The sequence below is a fragment of the Pseudoalteromonas sp. SWXJZ10B genome (assembly GCF_015864475.1).
Lineage (GTDB): Bacteria > Pseudomonadota > Gammaproteobacteria > Enterobacterales > Alteromonadaceae > Pseudoalteromonas > Pseudoalteromonas arctica.
This window is the reverse complement of record NZ_JADYXD010000049.1, coordinates 1-2,893: the sequence shown is the minus strand read 5'-3', so window position 1 is coordinate 2,893 and position 2,893 is coordinate 1. Positions and strand designations below refer to the sequence as shown.

Genomic DNA, 2,893 nt, shown 5'->3' with positions numbered 1-2,893 from the left:
TAGCAAACTCGATGCCCGAGTGGTGGAATTGGTAGACACAAGGGATTTAAAATCCCTCGACTAACAAGTCGTGCCGGTTCAAGTCCGGCCTCGGGCACCATCTCTCTATTAAGCGCTCTGCTTAAAAAATATCCAATAAATCTTCTAATATCTATAAAATATCCAGTAAAAATCTTGATTTATCATTTTTATGTTTTCTATGATTTATATTATCTTGATATGCACTATTTTATGCATGGTCTACCCAATAATAGCGTTGTGTGATAGTTCATTAAGAGTTTGTATATCTATCGTATTAAAGATATATATGAGTAAGCATAATGTAATATTTCCAAACCCAATCCTATAGCGCCTCAAATAAACCAGCCATGCAATCCTTAGCGACACACAGTACTTTATGCTAATGAATACACTTTGAACTGAACTAAGCGTCATAGACTTATGATAACAACCAGTAAAGTAGGCCATTAGCTTTAAAAAATTCAAAACAGTAAAGCAATCTACACCTCGAGAGCAAATAACCTTGAAAGCAAAGTTCAAACACCTATGTGCTGGTAGCATAAAGTAATACCAATCTGCTTATATATGGGGTCTATTTAAGGTTAAGGAAATTACGCTAGATTTAGGCAAAAATTTTTGTATCTAGTGTTCTAAATAAAAATTTTTAACGACGTTATAGTGCAATTTAATTCGTTAAATTGCTCAGAGATTTATGCAGGTTGGTATAGTTGTCGAATTGGTTGCTAACACATGCTCATTGGAAGTTAAAAATCGCGGGTAAGAGTAAGTCTAGAGTTATGGTGAGAACTTCAAATAGGTAAACAATAAAGTGCTTATACATAATGCAGAGCTGTGGGCATTAAACATCTGTTTTTGTAGGTTGTCTTATCTAGGCTGATAATCAGATAATGTTTATACAGTTCTTATCGTCCGTAACAGCTTTTACTTATAAATGATCGAGTGCTATGTGTCAGGACTTTTTATTTTTAGAACTAAAAAAGCGAGCCGTAGCTCGCTGTTTATTGTTTATTTCCAGGCCTCGGGATCGACCTCTTTAGCAAGTTTAGGATGCTTACTTTTGTCAAAGGTGGGTATTAAGCCCTTTTTGCGTTGTTCGTTGTAATCTTTAGAGAGCCATACAACAACACCTGAAAGCATAAATAGCGCTATAACGTTTACAATGGCCATTAAACCCATTGATATATCTGCCAGCGTCCAAATTAAACCAAGCTCACCAACAGCACCAAACATCACCATAACTAAAACAACAAGTCTAAAGATAAACATACCTTTATTAGAGTTGTGCTCTAAAAACATTAAATTTGTTTCAGCGTAAGAGTAATTAGCCACAATAGAAGTAAAAGCAAAAAACAATATAGCAATGGCAATAAAGTAAGTACCCCAGTCGCCGACATGTTCTTGTAATGCTGCTTGTGTAAGTTCAATCCCCATAACACCAGATTCAGGTACTAATTGCTGCGATAGTAAAATAAGAGAAGCAGTTGCTGTACAAATAACAATAGTATCAATAAATACACCTAGCATTTGCACATAACCTTGTGATGCTGGATGAGGAGGGTAAGGTGTCGCAGTAGCTGCGGCATTAGCTGCACTACCCATACCAGCTTCGTTTGAGAATAAGCCACGCTTTATACCTTGGATCATAGCTTGTGTAACACCATAACCAATTGCACCTGCACCAGCTTGTTCAATACCAAAAGCACTTTTTATTATAAGTACAATTACATCAGGTAATGCAGTAAAGTTAATAGCGCATACATAAAGAGCCACTAACAAGTAAGCTAATGCCATAAATGGGACAACCATTTCAGCAAAACGAGAAATCGTTTTCAAACCACCAAAAATAATAATACCAGAGCCAATAACTAAGCAAATGCCTACTATATACTTAGGTACATCAAACGCTACTTCAAATGCTGCAGCAATAGAGTTTGACTGTACGGCGTTAAATACCAAACCAAAGGCTAAAATTAAGCATAACGAGAATAAAGTCCCCATCCAGCGTTTACCTAAACCGTTTTGCATATAATAAGCAGGGCCACCTCTAAAATTGCCATCAGCATCTTTTGTTTTATAAGCCTGAGCCAAAGTACTTTCAGCAAAGCTTGTAGCCATACCTATTAATGCAATAAGCCACATCCAAAAAATAGCACCTGGACCACCTAAATATAAAGCAACAGCAACACCAGCCATATTACCAGTACCGACACGAGCTGCTAATGAAGTACAAAAAGCCTGAAAGGATGAAATTTCGTTATCGGCACATTTACGAGAACCAAACATAACTTTGAACATATGCGGGAATTGCACAAACTGAATAAAGCCTAGTCGAAAAGTAAAGAAGAGGCCCGCTGCTATTAATAAGTAGACGAGAACTTGCCCCCATAGAAGGGCACTTATACTATTTATTATGTCTGTCATGGATACTGCCTAAATACATGAGTTAAAAAAAGTGACCGCAACTTATCACATCAGGGTAAAAGTGTTTAGTTTTAAAGTTCAAAAGCGGAGTTATCAACAGGTTTTTGTGGGTAACTTGTGCTTATCATGTGTGCTTGCTTGGGGCTTAATTTTAATTACTATTTTATGCAAATAACGCTTGCGTAAAATCCGCCGCTCCCTATAATGCGACCCCACTGAGACGGGAAACGCCAACGCATAGCGAGGCAGGAACAACTCAGAGAGTTAAGTAAAACTTCGGTTTTAAATTGTCGAAAGAAAGTTTAAAACTAAGTGTTGACTCGAAAAATAAAGGGTGTATCATTCGCATCCCTTGAGACGCTAAAGCGACTCAAAACGTTCTTTAACAATATAAAGCAATCATCTGTGTGGGCACTCGTACAGATTGAGTTCTAACAGCCAACCTACTTAG

At 37.2% G+C, this 2,893-nt stretch carries 1 protein-coding gene and 1 tRNA gene; one reads left to right on the top strand and one right to left on the bottom strand.

Going from position 1 to position 2,893, the window contains the following annotated elements; genetic code table 11:
* Positions 1–13 precede the first annotated feature (13 nt).
* Positions 14–100 (top strand) — tRNA-Leu (locus I6F54_RS20095).
* Positions 101–1,026: 926 nt separating this feature from the next.
* On the opposite strand, the gene I6F54_RS20090 is transcribed toward I6F54_RS20095, so the two are convergent.
* Complete coding sequence (locus tag I6F54_RS20090) at positions 1,027–2,442, bottom strand: alanine/glycine:cation symporter family protein (protein ID WP_197142795.1); 1,416 nt, start codon at positions 2,440–2,442, stop codon at positions 1,027–1,029.
* Positions 2,443–2,893 lie beyond the last annotated feature (451 nt).